Source organism: Selenomonas sp. KH1T6 (genome assembly GCF_900108415.1).
Lineage (GTDB): Bacteria > Bacillota > Negativicutes > Selenomonadales > Selenomonadaceae > Selenomonas_B > Selenomonas_B ruminantium_A.
The window spans coordinates 74605-89362 of record NZ_FNWN01000002.1; the positions used below are offsets into that span (position 1 = coordinate 74605).

Sequence of the window (14758 nt, forward strand, 5' to 3'; positions counted from 1 at the left end):
GGCAGACACACTCCTTTGCTTCAATCTGTATTACCGAAGAACGTCGCAATCCCCGCCAGCAGCCCTTTCTTTCCCAGGGTCTTGATGAGGACTCCGGCAGGGTGGAGCTCCTCGACCTTCTTGAGGTTGTCCTGGTCTTCCGTTCCCGTCAGGAACATTACCGGCACATTCTGGCAGTCAGGCATCATGCGGATTTTTTCCAGCACCACGGAGCCGTCCATGTCCGGCATCTCGTAATCCAGCAGCACCAGGTCGGGCTGCTCCTTTTTAAGATATGCCAGGGCCTGCTCGCCGGAACCAACTGCCGTCACATCATAGTCTTTCTTGAGCCAGCGGGTCATCATGGTGAGGAAGTCCTCGTCATCATCCACCAGGAGCAGGCTGCGCTGCTGGTGGATGGCGGGTTCCTTGGCTGTCTCCCCGTTGCCTGCCTGCTGGGGCTGTTTCTCTGAGAGGCGTTGCAGCGGCTCGTCGAGGCTGCGATAGAGGGAGAGCAGCACCTCTGCCCCTGCAGTGAGGGCAGCCAGGTCATGCTTCTTGCCCGCTTCCTCCATTTCCGCCGCCAGCTCAGAAAGCTCCGAGGCGCCGATGGATTTTGCCATGCTCTTCAGGGCGTGGACTTTTATCGTATAACCCTTGTAATCCCGCCGCTTGTAAAGCTTTTCCAGTTCGTCGGCGCGCTCCTTGATGGAAGCGGCGAAAAGTTTCAGGGCGTCCAGGTATTCCTGCTGGCCCCCGCAGAACTCGATGCCCCGTCGGGGGGAAATCAGCGGGATATCACTAAGCCAATCGGGAAGCTGCGTCTCCTCCGCCTCCTCTGTGTCTGCCGAGTCAAACACCAGCTTGTCTGCAGGCAAATGCTTCAGGAGCATGGCGTCCAGCGCATCGGGCATGACAGGCTTGGAGAGGTAGTCCGAAAAACCGGCGGCCAGGTATTCTTCCTTCGCGCCGAAAACTGCATTGGCTGTCAGAGAGATAATGGGCGTTTCCTTGCTCTTGCCCGGATAAAGGCGCTTCAGCTCCTTCAGGGTTTCCATGCCGTCCATGCCCGGCATCCGATGGTCCAGGAAAACCAGGTCGTACTGGTTCGCGCCGAATTTCTCCAGGCACTCCTCACCCCCGGAGGCCGTATCCACGAAAATCTTCGTGCGGCGCAGCAGGCCGGAAATGACCGCTATATTCATGGGGGCGTCATCCACCACCAGGATGCGCGCGGTGGGAGCCACGAAGCCCGCATTGCGGCGAAGCCTTTTCCTCTCCATGCGCTTCATGGCGGCATTGATATCCCCCACACCTTCCCAGTTCACTACCTTCTGGGGCAGGGAGAAGGAGAAGGTGGAGCCCTTGCCGAACACGCTGCGCACTTCCAGATGGCTGCCCATCATGGTCAGGAGTTGCTGGGTGATGTTGAGGCCCAGCCCGGTTCCTTCGATTTTCCGTGTCTTTTCCCTGTCCAGACGATCAAAGGCGGCGAAAAGCTGGTCCATCTGCTCTTCCCGGATGCCGCAGCCCGTATCTGTTACGGACACGTCCAGGGCGATTTCGTCCTGGGCCGTCTGATGGAAGCCTACGGAGAAGGACACAAAGCCTTTCTCTGTATATTTCACCGCATTGGTCAGGATATTGGTGATAATCTGCTTGATGCGGATCTCGTCGCCAAACAGGATATGGGGCGTTTCGGGGTCTACCTTGACGTGCAGGGGCAGCCAGTGCTCCTCTGCCCTCAGGCGCACCAGATTGACCAGGTCATTTACCAGGGAGGGCAGGGCATATTCCGCAGGCAGGATATCCATCTTGCCTGCCTCGATTTTCGAAAAATCAAGGATGTCATTGATGATGGAAAGCAGGCTCATGGAGGCGGCGTGGGCGTTTTCTGCATAGTTCAGGATGTTCTCGTCATGGCTTTCCCGCAGGATCATCTCGTTCATGCCGATGACGGCGTTGATGGGGGTCCTTATCTCATGGCTCATCATGGAGAGGAAGGCGGTTTTCGCCTGGTTGGCAGCCTCTGCCGCTTTGCCGGAGTCCTCCGCTGCCTGCAGGGCGTTTTCCAGCTCTTTTTTCTTTTGCAGGGACTCGCGCATCTCTGCGTCAATGTCCGCAAAGCCTATGCAAATAGTGTGGATGGTGGTGCCGTCCTCCTGCGCTGTGATGTTGGCAGCGGAAATGCGCAGCTGTCCATAGCGTTCCTGGCCATCGCGCTCCGCCAGGAAGCGGAAGGTGAAAATGGGTTCTGTCGCCAGCCGGCGGCGAAGCTCCTTCGGCTCGATGCATCGGAGGAACTCGGGACGATATTCTTCTCTTACAGACTGCTCGGCATAGGAGGCAAATCTCTGGTAGAAGGGGAATTGCTCTCCCACTTCCGGCGAGTTCTTCAGCAGATCGTCCTTGCGGTAGCAGACAGCCTCATTGGTGTCCAGGTCCACATAATAGACGCTGCGGTAATTGGCGGCCAGGGAATTGATGATATTTTCCTGCCGGGCCTTTTCTTGTTCCTGGGCCAGAAGTTCCTCCTGCATGGCCAGCTGTTCTTCCAGCTCCTGCTGCTTGCCGCGGTTCTCGGCCTCAGATACCTCTTTTTCCAGTGTGGCCCTTGCAGCCCGGCGGAATTGCAGATACAGAGCAGCGAACATCACCATGAGCACCAGGGCCGTAAAGGCGGACTGCAGGAAGCTGCGCTTGGCAATCCCCTCGGCAATGGAGCTGATCTGCTCGTTGATGACGCTGTCACGCACCAGATAGGTTATCATCCAGTCCGTATCCTTGATGGGCACATAGCAAAGAGTCTCCCGGATATCGCCATAGGTAAAGGCGGCCACCCCGGGCCTGCCTTCTGTGAAATCCGCCGCCACCGACTTGAAAGATTTGCCGCCGCTGAATTTTGCGTGTGACAGGGCATCCAGAAGATTCGTCTCGCTGGCCAGGCCCCCCAGGACCATGTTCGTCAGTGCTTCTCCCTGGCGAGTGTATATATTGCAAAAGGTGGTGTTCTTATTGTCTGTTTGCAGGGAAAGATTCATCAGCATCCGGTTCATGTCTATTTCCATGAAACAGGCCACCAGGGTTTTCCCTTCCAGCGGCAGCCGGTCCACGGGCATGGCGATGATGACTTTCTTGGCACCCTCCACATCTTTCAGCGAGACTTCCGCTCCCGCAATATGGTTGTAGTCGAAGCGGTAAAGCTGCACATCCGTACGTGTCCCCCGGGAGGTATAGATGAGGCCGTCGCTGTCCACAAAGGCAAATTTCTCCAGCCCGTAAATCTGTTTCATGCGGGACTGGTAAACCTGCAGATTCGCGATGCTGGAGAGATCCTGGGGGGTGAGCAGGCCGACGGCGGCATCCATGCTGGCGGCATAGTTGGACAGGGTGGAGGAGACCACCTGCCCGCGCCGCTCCGCCAGCTCGTCAAGATACATCATGCTCACTGCATGGACGGCAGTCTCCGTGTCCTCGCTGGCATTCCTGCCCGTGATGACCGTGCCCAGCAAGAGGATGGCGGCGACAATGACACAGCCGATGGCAGCTTCTTTCATGAAGCCTTTTTTTCCCGAAGTTTCCAACGAACTCATCTCCCGTCGCAAAGATATTATCGAAGGATTTATTCTATTGCGGCGGTTATTTTTCCTGCTTTTCCCTGCTGTTGCGGCTGGAGAGATAGTTGGCGGCCAGTGAGCCGGAGATGTTGTGCCACACGCTGAAGATGGCGCCGGGGATAGCGGCGGCAGGGCCGAAGTGGAGCATGGCAAGGGATGTGGCCAGCCCGGAATTCTGCATGCCTACTTCAATGGAGACAGCCTTGGCTTTGGCAATATCCATGTGCAGGGCTTTGGCCAGCAGGAAGCCGGTGCCGTAGCCCAGCAGGTTATGGCACATGACCACGGCCATGATCAGCAGGCCTGTTTCCATGATTTTCTGGGAGCTGACGGCAACGACGCCTCCCGCAATCAGCACAATGGCAATGACGGAGATCAAGGGCAGGATTTTGACGAATTTCTGTACCTGGGATTCAAAGAAGGAATTGAGGACGAGCCCCGCCACAATGGGGAGGATGACTACCTGCACAATGGACATCATCATGGCTGAGAGGGAAATATCCACCCAGGCGCCTGCCAGCCACCAGGTCAGCAGCGGCGTGACAATGGGAGCCAGCACAGTGGTGGTCATGGTCATGGATACAGACAGAGCCACATCTCCGCGGGCTAAGTAGGTCATGACATTGGAAGATGTTCCGCCTGGGCAGGTGCCTACTAGTATCACACCTGCGGCCAGCTCCGGCGGCAGATTGAAGCCATTGGCAAGGAGATAGGCCAGTAAAGGCATGATGGTGAACTGGGCCAGGGCGCCGATGAACACATCCCGGGGACGCTGGAACACCAGCTTGAAATCCGAGAGTTTCAAGGTCATGCCCATGCCAAACATCACAATGCCCAGCAGCATGGTGATGTTTGGGGCAGCCCACTTGAAGCTGGGGGGCTCGAAGAGTGCAACAGCCGCGATGGCGATAACGAATACCGCCATATACTTGGAGATAAAAGAACTTGCTTTTTCCAGAAAATGCATGAAATCAATCCTTTCTGTACCAGATGTTTACAATGTTACAACTGCAAACAGAAGGTGTCAATCGAAGAACTGTCTGCATGGCAGCAATTTTTTATTGTTTTCTGGCGGTCCCTCTTCTACAATGGAGGAAAGGCGGGTGAGGATATGACAGGCAGCACAGATTTGCTGGAGGAGTACAGGCAGTACATACTGGCTGAAGAATTGCCGGAAGGGAAAATTGAGCCAAGTGAGGGGGACATCAAGCTGTCCGGCCCTTATGCCCAGGGGGAGATTCGCTTCCATTTGCTGGCTTCGGTCATCGTGGAAATGAGCGTGACCAGCCGGGCGCGGGGGGAGAGCATCTTCTACCTGCACTTCGAGCTGAAGGACATGGCCCACGCCAAAGAACTTTGGGCGGAGATGCGGGAGGTCTTTGCAGGGGCCAGGGACAAGGGGCGCCGCAGGATTCTTCTCTGCTGCACAGGAGGGCTGACCACCGGGTATTTTGCCCAGCAACTGCAGGAAGCGGCAGAGCTTTTGAACCTTGACTATGAGTTCAGCGCCGTGCCCTGGGCAAAGCTGGAGACAGCTGGGCTGGAAGCCGAGACCGTGCTGCTGGCGCCGCAGATTGCCTATCAGTATGAGGCGGCCCGCACCCTTCTGCCTGAGAAGCTGGTGCTGAAGATTCCTGCCAAAATCTTTGCCCGCTATGATGTGGCGGCCCTGTTGGACTTTATCCGGGACGGGATGGATAAGTGGCGGCGGACCAGTGAGGACAGGGCCATTGCCAAGGCTTTGGGGGAGATAAAGAGCAGGGAGAGGATTCTTGCCCTGGTGCTGATGCCCTTTGCGGGCAGGACCAGGATTGCCTACCGCCTCTATGAGCAGGGGACGCCCCTCAAGGCCGAGACGGTCATCAAGGGCCGTCTGGACGTGCGGAAAGATATAGAGGATATTCTGGACACGGCGGCCTGCCGCTTTGGCCCCTATGATATCGTAGGTATTGCCACCCCCGGCTCCGTATGGCAGGGTCACCTTGACCTTGACTCCACCATGATTGACCCGGAACTGGACCTGGCTGGCTATCTGGAGGAAAGGTACGGCGTGCCTGCAGTCATCACCAATAATGTGAACGCCGCGGCCCTGGGCTTCTACGCCCAGCAGGACAAATACAGGAACATCGTCTTCCTTTCCCTGCCCAGGGGCTACAGCATCTGCGGCATGGGGCTGGTGCTGGACGGCAGGCTCCATCAGGGCAGCCACAATATCGCCGGAGAAATAAAGTATCTGCTCTACAGCATTCTGCCCAGAGAGGAATGGTACCAGCATCACCTGACGGACAGGAAGAAAAGCCTGGAAACCATAGAGGTGAGCCTCCGGGCAGCCCTGGCCATGACCGACCCGGAGCTGGTCTGCGTCCGCAGCGAGTTGGTGACGGATATGGAAGCCCTGCGTCAGAAGTTGGCAGCATATATCCCAGAAAAATACCTGCCTGACCTGCAGCATATCAGAGACGATGAAATGTCAGAGCTGGCCCTGCTGGGGCAGATGATACTGTGCTTGGAGAAGCTGGCAGACGGGGAGGGCTGTTGCTGAATGTTTCATCAATTTGTGTTATACTTTTCTCAGCTAGAAGACCGGTTAAATATAGGTGATTTCATTAGACGTTGAAAAGAGAATGGGTGGGTATGATGAACGCTTATTTGGAAAGAATCCGTGATTTTGCCCTTAAGGCCATGGAAGACGAGAAAGCCAATATCTACCTCTTTGGTTCCTGGGCCAGGGGGAATGCCCGCCATAGCTCTGATGTGGATATAGCTGTGGAGGGTACGGCGGGGGATATTTCTGCGAAGATTGCAGACCTCCGTGAGAAGCTGGAGGAATCGACCATTCCTTATCAGGTGGATGTAGTGGATATGGCCTGCGCCTCAGAGGTGCTCTGCGAGGAGATACGCCGGGAGGGAATCTTATGGAAGAAAGCATGAAGAAGCGTTTTGACGGGGCGGAAAAGGCTCTTGGCAAGCTGCATGAAGGTGTGATCAAGGACAGCCTCACGGAAATGGAACGCGATGGGCTGATTCAGCGTTTTGAGTTTGCTTTTGAAATCATGTGGAAATGCGGCAAGGATTATCTGTTGGACAGGGAGGGTCTGGAAGCAGCCTCACCCAAGAAAGTAATCCGTCTCCTCCGGGAAGTAGGGCTGTTCAGTGACGAGGAAGCAGAACAGGCGCTGCAAATGGCAGATGACCGCAATCTTACCGCTCATACTTATGATGAAAAGATGGCAGTGGACTTGGCCAAGCGGATTGTTGAGCATGAGAAACTGCTGTCAGAGTGGCTGGGGAGGATGAAGGATTAGATGACATAAAAAAAGGTTCAGGGAAACGCTCTGCAGAGCGCTTGTCCTGAACCCTTTCTTTTTACTCGCAGATTTTCACGCGGTTGGAAATGTCTTCCTTTTCCTTGGCCTCAGGCTCGGCGGTGATGCCGCCGAAGGGCATCTGGGCCACCAGCTGCCATGAATCAGGCATTTGGAAAAGTTTTTTTACAGCTTCATCTATGACCGGGTTGTAGTGCTGGAGGCTGGCACCGATGTTCAGGTCCCGCAGGGCCGTCCAGATGGTGAACTGCAGCATACCGTTGGCCTGCTGGGCCCAGATGGGGAAGTTGACAGCATACAGGGCAAACTGTTCCTGCAGGGACTTGACCACGTCTTCATCATAGAAGTAGAGAACTGTGCCTGCTCCGGCTTTGAAGCTGTCAATCTTCTCCCGTGGGACTTTGCCGCCAAAGGCATCATAGACCGCATCCCAAAGCTCGTCCTGTTTCTGGCCCAGGGCCAGGACAACACGCGCCGACTTCATGTTGAAGGCATCCGGAACCAGCTCCGTGGCCTGTTGGATTACTTCTTTGACTTTCCTGGTATCCACTGGAAGCTTCTTGTTGATCTGGTAATAGGTGCGCCGCTGGCTGATGGATTCCATAATGCTCATGCTGTCCTGCCTCCTCAAATTTTTGATATATAGTTTGAAATATTCCGTAAATATATGATACAACAAAGCAAATGAACGGGTCAAGGTCGTGTTTTCCACAGGGGCCAGCTTCTCTTCCTTAAGCCAGCTTTCTGGTAGGTTGTCTTTTTCTTTTGACACTACAAAATTTGCAGCAGCTCTGTTATGCTAAGATAAAAGGAATACAATGGGAGGTGGCTTTTTATTGGATGAACGGAAAAAGGGACTGCTCATGGTATGTATGGGCGCGTCCATGTGGGGCGGCAGCGGTGTGGCCGGGCAGTATTTGCTGCAGGATTGCGGCTTTTCCACGGAGTGGTTGGTGGTGTCCCGGATGCTGCTGGCTGGGGTCATCCTGCTGATGACAGATGCCTGCCTTTATAGAGAAAGCATTTTCCATATTTGGCAGGATAAGAAAGATGCTTTGGAAGTGCTTTTGTTTGCTGTTTTTGGCATGTTGGCAGTGCAGTATACATATTTTGCCTGCATCAAAGCGGGTAATGCGGCCACAGCCACGGTGCTGCAATACCTGATGCCGGTGTTTATCGTAGGCTATACCTCATTGACAGCCCGCCGGCTGCCCAGGTATCTGGAACTCATCTGCGTGGCCATGGCCGTGGGGGGGACGTTCCTCTTGGTTACCCACGGCAGCCTGGACCAACTATCTATTTCGCCCCTGGCCCTGTTTTGGGGACTGGCGTCTGCGGTGGCGGCGGCTTTCTACACCATGCAGCCCAAGCGTCTGATCCGCAAATGGCGGCCGACCTTGGTGGTGGGCTGGGGCATGCTGCTGGGAGGGCTGGCCCTTTCTTTACTTTGTCCTCCCTGGAACTTTGTGGGCATTTGGCATCCCCTGGCCGGTCTTATTTATGCTTACATCATTATCTTTGGCACCGTGGTGGCCTTTGGCTGTTATCTGGGCAGCATCAAATACATCCAGCCAGCGGAAGCCAGTATCCTTGGCTCCCTGGAGCCTTTGTCGGCCATTGTCTTTTCCCTGCTGTTCCTGAAGGCCAGTTTCGGCGTTATGGACCTGTTGGGAACGGCCCTGATTCTTGCCACTGTATTCCTGTTGGCCAGACGCGGCAAGGAGTGAGGAGATATCAGGAAGGATTTTGCCTCACGGAAGCGAAGTAGTCAAAGAGATAGATTTTTTGGCATAAGGAGAGCATGATGGAAAAGAAAGCATCTTATCTTGAACATGCGGCAGTGACCGTGGCGGATATTGACTGGAGCCTGAAGTTTTTCCAGACAGTGCTGGGTATGACCGAGACCCGGCGGAAAGAAAAGGACGGCAACCTCCAGCAGGTATGGCTGAAAGGGGGACTGCAGCTGGTGGCTGCCCCGGAAGACCCGGCAGCGGGCAGGGGACACCATCTGGGCATTGTGGTGCAGGATTTTGCGGCTACCCTGCAGGAAATGCTGGCCTATGAGGGGGTACACCCCATGGAAGGGAGGCCCGAAAAATGGGTGCAGCTTCCGGACGGGCTGGTGCTGGAGCTGTTCCAGGAAAAGCCAGGGTCCATTGAGAAGGTGCTGGGCATTGAAGTGAAGTAAGTGGTGGTCTTAAAGGCTCGGAGCGGTGTTCCGGGCTTTTTGATATGCTCACCTATGATGATAGTTTCATTTTTTGCTGTCTCTCATAGGGGAGCATATCATTTTCATTAGGTGCAACAGCCCTTTTGTAACAACAATCTAATGCGTCTTAGCAACCCAAAATTACAGCTTTAGAAAAACGCAAAATCAAACGTATTTTTTTGCGTTTGATTTTGCGTTTGATTTTGTCTTAGGTGCAGTGGGTTCCCATGCTGACAGAAATGGGGGCAGTGGCCTGCGAGTTTTGGATTTTAACGATGACAAAATATAAATTTATAAAATTATATTTGACAAAATTTAATTTAGGCGTATAATAAGCCTTGTAAGACAAACAGAAAGGAAAAAGTTCAGCAGACTGATTTCGAAAAGCCGTGATGGCTGAGCTTTTGAGGAGGTGCATGGAATGACAAAATCAAGGATTCACAAGAATATCATCATCATCGGCGCTGGTATGGCCGGCTTGACAGCTGCTTTATATGCAGGCCGTATGAACCTCTCTACCCTGGTCCTGGAAAATGGAATCGTCGGCGGCCAGATTGCCAATGCGACAGGCATTGAGAATTATCCGGGCTTCGCCAAGGTCTCCGGCAAGGAACTGATGAGTACCCTGCAGGCACAGGCAGAAAGCTTTGGCGCTGAGATTGATGAGTTTGACATGATTCAGCGGGTGCAGCTGAAGTCCACGCCCAAGCTGGTCGAGACTGATGAACATATCTACGAAGCTGATGTTGTCATCATTGCCTCCGGCATGAACCGCCGCAAGCTGCCGCTGCCAGAAGCAGGCAGGTATGCCAACAAGGGTGTCCACTATTGCGAGCTCTGCGATGGCCACATGTATCAGGATAAAGTCATCGCTGTCATGGGAGGCGGCAATGCTGCTGTGGATGCTGCCAACTTCCTGTCGAAATATGCGAAGAAGCTTTACCTCATTCACCGTTCCCGGCTGAGAGCCGATGAGATTTCCCAGCAAAAGCTGCTGGAAAATCCGAAGGCTGCTGTGATGCTGGAGACAGAGATCAAGGCCCTTCACGGAGAGGGTCGCTTGGAAAGCATAGATGTTTTCGATAAGAAGTCCAATCAGGAGTCAAGCATTGCCGTTGACGGCATCTTCGTCAATATCGGTGTCGAGCCGAATTCCAGCCTGTTTGCAGAAGAACTGGAACTGAAGGACGGACGCATTCCTGCTGGCGAAGACTGCCGCACAAAGATTCCCGGTGTCTTTGCCGCCGGAGATATCCGTGAGAAAGAGATCCGCCAGCTGACCACGGCAGCTGCTGATGGCACTGCTGCAGCCCTGCTGGCCGAAAAATACATTGTCAAATTACAGGGAGGAAAATCAGAATGGTAAAGGTATATTCAATCAATGACTGCCCCTGGTGCGAAAAGGTGAAGAAGTATCTGAAGAGCAAGAATGTAGAGTTTGAAGAGCACAACATCGAGGAAAACGATGAAGATCGCAATGCGTGCTATAAGCTGTCGGGTGATATGGCTGTACCGGTAACCACAGCCAATGACAAAGATTTTGTCCTGGGCTTTGACAAGGACAAAATCAACGAGATAGTTGGTCTCTGATAGTGATGATATAGATTAAGGATATTGAGGAGGAAATAATCATGGGTGTATATGATTTCGCAGCCAAAACCAGCAAGGGTGTAGAAAAGTCTCTGGCAGATTACAAGGGAAAGGTTCTCATCATCGTCAATACGGCCAGCAAGTGCGGTTTCACGCCGCAGTTCAAGGAGCTGCAGGACCTGTATGTGAAGTATCAGGAGCAGGGCCTGGAAATACTCGGCTTCCCCTGCAATCAGTTCGCAGAGCAGGATCCGGGCAGCAATGACGAGGTGCAGGAATTCTGCCGCTTCAATTATGGCGTGACCTTCCAGATTTTTGCCAAAGGTGATGTCCGTGGTGAAAGTGCCCAGCCCCTCTTCAAGTATCTGACGGAACAGAAGGGCTTCAAGGGCTTCGATAAGAACCATCCGATTGGTGCGAAGCTGGAGGAGGTCCTGAAGGACAACTTCCCGGAAATACTGGCAGGGGACGGCATCAAGTGGAACTTCACCAAATTCCTGATTGACCGTGAGGGCAACGTAGTAGAGCGTTTCGAGCCCACCACGAATCCCTCTGATATGGCAGCAGCTGTCGAGAAGCTGCTGTGATGCAGGAGGTATGGCTTGCATGAGAATAGCAGGGCTGCAATAGGCAGTCCTGCTTTTTGCGTTGAGGATAAGCAGGGATGCAGCCGGGAGATTTTGAAATTTGAGCATGCTCAGGTGCAGCCCTTGCTTTTATTTTCCTCCTGCCTATGGTATGATTAACAAAGATAGTATTGTTAGTAACGAGAGGGAGGAACCGTTTTGAGCAAGCCTGCAAAAGAAATGATTTTGGTGCTGGACTTCGGAGGTCAGTACAATCAGCTGATTGCCCGCCGGGTGCGTGAGGAGCATGTGTACTGCGAGGTGCACCCCCATACCCTGAGCCTGGAGAAAATCAGGGAAATGGCACCGAAAGGCATCATATTGACCGGCGGCCCCAACAGCGTTTATAAATCCGAGTCTGCCACCTGCAGCAAGGAACTCTTTGCCATGGGCATTCCCGTGCTGGGCATCTGCTACGGTTCCCAGCTCATGTCCCACCTGCTTGGAGGCAGGGTGGAGACGGCTCCCACCAGCGAATACGGCAAGACCGAGGTTCAGGTGGATAAGCATGCTTCCAAGCTCTTCAAGGAAGTGGACGGCAAGACCATCTGCTGGATGAGCCACACGGACTATATCGCCGCAGCTCCCGCAGGTTTTGAGGTTACGGCCCACACTCCCGTTTGCCCTGTGGCGGCTATGGAGAACGTGGCAGAGAAGCTCTATGCTGTGCAGTTCCACCCGGAGGTCATGCACACGGTGCAGGGCAAGACCATGCTGAAGAACTTTGTCTATGAGGTCTGCGGCTGCTCCGGCTCTTGGCAGATGGGCTCCTTCGTGCAGGAGACCATTGAGGAGCTGAAGGAGAAAATCGGTTCCGGCCGTGCCCTCTGCGCCCTGTCCGGCGGCGTGGATTCCTCTGTGGCAGCTGTGCTCATGTCCAAGGCCATCGGCAAGCAGCTTACCTGCGTCTTCGTTGACCACGGCCTGCTCAGAAAGGACGAGGGAGACCAGGTGGAAGCAGTCTTCGGCCCCAATGGCCCCTACGATGTGAACTTCATCCGGGTCAATGCCAAGGAGCGCTTCTATGAGAAGCTCAAGGGCGTGACGGAGCCTGAGGCCAAGCGCAAGATCATCGGCGAGGAGTTCATCCGCGTCTTCGAGGAAGAGGCCAAGAAGATTGGAGCTGTGGACTTCCTGGTGCAGGGCACCATCTACCCCGATGTCATCGAAAGCGGTTTGGGCAACTCTGCTACCATCAAGTCCCACCACAATGTGGGTGGTCTGCCGGACTATGTAGACTTCAAGGAAATCGTGGAGCCCCTGCGCCTCCTCTTCAAAGACGAGGTGCGCACCGCAGGCCGCGAACTGGGCATCCCCGAGTACCTGGTGAGCCGTCAGCCCTTCCCAGGCCCTGGTCTGGGTATCCGCATCATCGGTGATGTGACGGAGGAGAAGGTGAAGATTGTCCAGGAGGCAGATGCCATCTACCGTGAAGAGGTGGACAAGGCAGGTGTGAAGGGACTGGGGCAGTATTTCGCCGCCCTTACCAACATGCGCTCCGTAGGCGTCATGGGTGATGGCCGCACCTACGACTATGCCATTGCCCTGCGTGCTGTGATGACCTCCGACTTCATGACAGCCGAAAGCGCCCAGATTCCCTGGGAGGTGCTCCAGAAGGTCACCAGCCGCATCGTCAACGAGGTCAAGGGCGTCAACCGCGTACTCTACGATTGCACCGGCAAGCCGCCTGCTACTATTGAATTTGAATAAGTCCTTTTATTGCTACAATGAATATAAAGCAAAAGCTTAGCAATTTATCCCAGCAAGGTCTTGTTCTGGCTCTAATGTTTTTTGGAGCACTGTTGCAAAGGTGGCTGCCGGACAACGATTTATGGTTTATCCTGAATGGCGGCCGCTATGTAATGGAGCAGGGCATACCCCATACAGAACCTTTCACCGTTCATGCAGGACTTCATTTCGTGCTGGAACAATGGCTTACCGGGGTAATATTTTGGCAGATATATAACATTTTAGGAGAGACAGGACTGTTAGAGTTGATATTCTTTCTAGGTTGTGCTCTCATATATGCTTATTATCGGTTGTGCCTGCTTCTAAGCGAGGAGAATCGACAGGTTTCCTTTATGATGGCCTTGACAGTGGGAATAATGACGGCTCCTGCCTTTTTTGTGACCCGACCGCAAGTTATTTCCCTGCTTATATTCGTGACGGAAATATTTTTCTTGGAAAAATACCTCCGTACCTCAAAAAAATCTTATCTTTTAGTCTTGCCCTTGGCGTCTGTACTGGTTGTCAATCTTCACGCTGCCCTTTGGCCTTTTGTGTTTGTTCTGCTGGCTCCTTTTGTGCTTGATTGGCTAATGGGGAAATTTGGCTTGCCATCGTTTCATTTTCCCGGCAGCAAATTTTCGGTTCGTCCCTTGGCTGTAGCGGCGTTAGCCGCTTTTCTGGCAGGCTTTATAAATCCTTACGGTTGGGAAGCCATGACCTTTGTGCTTTATTCCTATGATCCGGTCATTCATGGACGTATAGCAGAAATACAAGCCGTTAACGCCGGGATACGTGAAGGGAAATATTTTTTTGCGTTGACAGCCTTGCTGATATCGCTGCAAGCCAGAAATAGCGTTCCTTTGCGCTACTTTCTTTTGTTTCTTGGTACCATGTTAATGGGGCTGTTTTTCCTCCGCAATATGTTTTTGTTTTTCTTCTTGGGGACACTTCCCTTAGCCTATATATTCCGTGGATGGCACTCTAAGTTTCTGGCGAGAAATACCCGCACCAGTCCGGTTTTCGTTGTTCCTTTTTTGGCTATTGCATTAATGGCCGTGTTATTGTTTTTGTCCAGGCCGGAACTGCATAATCTTACATATCCATGGATAGTGAAATTGTTTTTCCTGTTTGCATTCCTTTGTGGTACCATCAGTCTATGGAGTTGCAGTAAAGAAGGAAAAGGCTTTGATCTGCATTGGCCTTCCACACAGCTAAAGGTTATGTCTGTTTCCCTGGTGGTACTTTCCTTCTATTGCTTTTCCAATTGGTATGGGGCGTGCAGGAGAGATGAGACCAATCACACCTTTGCGCCTGCGATAGATTATTTGCTGGCCATGCACCGACCTGAAGAAATTACCTTGTGGACTGGCTTTAACAGTGGTGCTTACCCAGAATTTCGTCGTATTAAGTGCTATATGGATGCCAGACCGGAAGTGTTTTTACCCTCCAACACGGGAATTGAGCACAATATTATCAAGGAATATTTTGACTTGGCGGATGAAAAGCTGGACTACAAGGAATTTTTCCGGGAAAATCATTTCGATTATGCTATGACTGTTCCGGGAGACGGGGCAATATATACATTGCTGCCCCATGATGAGGATTTCTTGCTGGTATATGAGCAAAAGAATGCTGAAGGTGAAGTAATGTGCCGGATATTCAAGGTGAACTTGTGATAGGAGA

At 53.1% G+C, this 14758-nt stretch carries 13 protein-coding genes; 10 read left to right on the plus strand and 3 right to left on the minus strand.

All coding sequences use genetic code 11. The features are described from left to right. Positions 1 to 20: 20 nt before the first annotated feature. Positions 21 to 3563: a response regulator gene (locus tag BLW59_RS01835; protein WP_074695682.1), complete on the minus strand. Its 3543-nt coding sequence runs from the start codon at positions 3561 to 3563 to the stop codon at positions 21 to 23. Positions 3564 to 3618: 55 nt separating this feature from the next. Next, a complete protein-coding gene (locus BLW59_RS01840; protein WP_074695684.1) occupies positions 3619 to 4563 on the minus strand; it encodes a bile acid:sodium symporter family protein in 945 nt (314 codons plus the stop codon). Positions 4564 to 4707: 144 nt separating this feature from the next. On the opposite strand from BLW59_RS01840, the gene BLW59_RS01845 reads away from it, so the two are divergent. The 3 genes from BLW59_RS01845 (at position 4708) to BLW59_RS01855 (ending at position 6901) form a co-directional block, all read left to right on the plus strand. Beyond that, positions 4708 to 6138: an ROK family protein gene (locus BLW59_RS01845; protein WP_175463334.1), complete on the plus strand. Its 1431-nt coding sequence runs from the start codon at positions 4708 to 4710 to the stop codon at positions 6136 to 6138. A 92-nt stretch (positions 6139 to 6230) separates the two neighbouring features. Beyond that, positions 6231 to 6527, plus strand: coding sequence for a type VII toxin-antitoxin system MntA family adenylyltransferase antitoxin (gene mntA, locus BLW59_RS01850; RefSeq protein ID WP_037377070.1), 297 nt, complete (start codon positions 6231 to 6233; stop codon positions 6525 to 6527). Next, a complete protein-coding gene (locus tag BLW59_RS01855; protein ID WP_318253606.1) occupies positions 6512 to 6901 on the plus strand; it encodes an HI0074 family nucleotidyltransferase substrate-binding subunit in 390 nt (129 codons plus the stop codon). The genes mntA and BLW59_RS01855 overlap by 16 nt, the downstream gene beginning before the upstream one ends. A gap of 61 nt (positions 6902 to 6962) precedes the next feature. Here BLW59_RS01855 and BLW59_RS01860 read toward each other — a convergent pair whose 3' ends face one another. Continuing rightward, a complete protein-coding gene (locus BLW59_RS01860; RefSeq protein WP_074695688.1) occupies positions 6963 to 7535 on the minus strand; it encodes a nitroreductase family protein in 573 nt (190 codons plus the stop codon). 223 nt (positions 7536 to 7758) lie between these two features. Between BLW59_RS01860 and BLW59_RS01865 the strand changes: the two genes are divergently transcribed. The 7 genes from BLW59_RS01865 (at position 7759) to BLW59_RS01895 (ending at position 14751) form a co-directional block, all read left to right on the plus strand. Further along, entirely contained in the window at positions 7759 to 8649 is an 891-nt protein-coding gene (locus tag BLW59_RS01865; protein ID WP_217634596.1) for a DMT family transporter, read from the plus strand. 77 nt (positions 8650 to 8726) lie between these two features. Further along, positions 8727 to 9110: a VOC family protein gene (locus BLW59_RS01870; protein ID WP_074695692.1), complete on the plus strand. Its 384-nt coding sequence runs from the start codon at positions 8727 to 8729 to the stop codon at positions 9108 to 9110. Between the two features lie 442 nt (positions 9111 to 9552). Beyond that, the gene (locus BLW59_RS01875) at positions 9553 to 10497 is read left to right on the plus strand and encodes an NAD(P)/FAD-dependent oxidoreductase (protein ID WP_074695694.1); all 945 of its coding nucleotides are present in this window, start codon (positions 9553 to 9555) and stop codon (positions 10495 to 10497) included. Beyond that, positions 10491 to 10721: a glutaredoxin domain-containing protein gene (locus BLW59_RS01880; RefSeq protein WP_029545436.1), complete on the plus strand. Its 231-nt coding sequence runs from the start codon at positions 10491 to 10493 to the stop codon at positions 10719 to 10721. Before BLW59_RS01875 ends, BLW59_RS01880 begins: the two co-directional genes overlap by 7 nt. 41 nt (positions 10722 to 10762) lie before the next feature. Further along, the gene (locus BLW59_RS01885) at positions 10763 to 11308 is read left to right on the plus strand and encodes a glutathione peroxidase (protein WP_074695696.1); all 546 of its coding nucleotides are present in this window, start codon (positions 10763 to 10765) and stop codon (positions 11306 to 11308) included. Between the two features lie 219 nt (positions 11309 to 11527). Then, on the plus strand, positions 11528 to 13057 hold the full coding sequence (gene guaA, locus BLW59_RS01890) for a glutamine-hydrolyzing GMP synthase (RefSeq protein WP_074695917.1): 1530 nt from the start codon (positions 11528 to 11530) through the stop codon (positions 13055 to 13057). 152 nt (positions 13058 to 13209) lie between these two features. Continuing rightward, positions 13210 to 14751, plus strand: coding sequence for a hypothetical protein (locus BLW59_RS01895; protein WP_175463335.1), 1542 nt, complete (start codon positions 13210 to 13212; stop codon positions 14749 to 14751). Positions 14752 to 14758 lie beyond the last annotated feature (7 nt).